The 1,302-nt window shown below is 52.2% G+C and carries 1 protein-coding gene; it reads right to left on the bottom strand.

Going from position 1 to position 1,302, the window contains the following annotated elements; all coding sequences use genetic code 11:
• Nucleotides 1-158 precede the first annotated feature (158 nt).
• Nucleotides 159-1,085 (bottom strand): NAD(+) kinase, encoded by a 927-nt coding sequence (locus LKK83_RS06070; RefSeq protein WP_324630050.1) that lies wholly within the window; start codon nt 1,083-1,085, stop codon nt 159-161.
• Nucleotides 1,086-1,302: the final 217 nt, after the last annotated feature.

Below are 1,302 nucleotides of genomic sequence, written 5' to 3'. Positions count from 1 at the left end.
CTTGACAAAAAAATCCGCATCGGGTACAATTAAACCGAGGGGGCACGCAGGACTTATGTGCAATGCTTTAATTGCATAGGCAACCAATGACCAATGACAATTGACCAATGACCAATGACCAATGACCAATGACCAATGACCAATGACCATTGTCAAGCTCAACTTTTTCGGCGATGATTGTTACTATACTTAATCCGCGCCCCGGCCCATTGCAATTTTTCGCGCAAGGTCTGATAATAGGAATGACTTTCATCGAGGATGAGAAACTTCGCCCGACATTCGGCCATTCGCACATCCACGCGATGACCGGGCCAAATGGAAGTAGCCAAAACGCCATCCATCCAGAGTTTCGTGCTTAAATCCTTATCCACCAGCGGCCAAATGCTGACCACGGATCCGGGAGGCAAGACGATCGGGCGACTGGACAGACTCAAGGGACAAATGGGAGTAACGGCGATCGCCTCCATGCCATCGTGCAAAATCGGACCATTAGCAGACACGGTATAGCAAGTAGACCCGCTAGGCGTGGCCACAATCAATCCATCTCCTTGGTATTGATCTACCACTTCACCATCGATTTCCATTTCCAACACCGACGTAATCATCCGGTCAGACGCCGCTGGTTTGACACACATATCGTTCAATGCCAGATAGCGATCGCTCACCGGTTCCAAATTCGTTCGATGCCCTTCATAAAGCGTCGCCTGCAGCATCATCCGTCGCTGCACCGCATAGCGGTCTTCCAATAACCGATCCCAAACCGCTTCCGTTTCCTTAAACCGTTCCGAAGGTTCCGTTAAAAACCCCAGATGTCCCCCCACATTCACCGCCAAAATCGGGATCCCTTCCGGAGCCAACTGCCTCGCCGCCGCCAGCGCCGTGCCATCGCCTCCCAGCACGATCGCCAAATCAATCGGCGAAGTAGAGGAAGCCAAAAACACCGGATAGGGGTTATCCTTCGCCCCACTAGGTCCCATCAACACCTTGCAGCCGCGATTTTCGAGCTGCCGAGCGCATTTTTCCGCCCAGCGCCGACCTAAACTGTCTCCCGCCTTATGAGCAATAATTACCTGTTTTAACTGCACTGGAGCTTATCCCCCCAACCCTTCTCTCAATCGTCCATTCATAGCCTCTCCAGCATAACGATCTTGTTTTCTTTTCTTTGTGCAACTACTTACCCTTTGGGTGCTTTAGGAAAATCGTGACGTACTCCCGACGCCGACCACTTAGGCGGTACGGCGCGGGCTTCTGGGCCGAGACCTTTGAGATCTGGGTTTCGCGTTTTTGAGTGAGGCGACGCCC

Source organism: Phormidium sp. CCY1219 (assembly GCF_035615515.1).
In the GTDB taxonomy this organism is placed as follows: domain Bacteria; phylum Cyanobacteriota; class Cyanobacteriia; order Cyanobacteriales; family Laspinemataceae; genus CCY1219.
The sequence above is the reverse complement of the archived record's forward strand: the minus strand, read 5'-3'. Positions and strand labels throughout refer to the sequence as shown.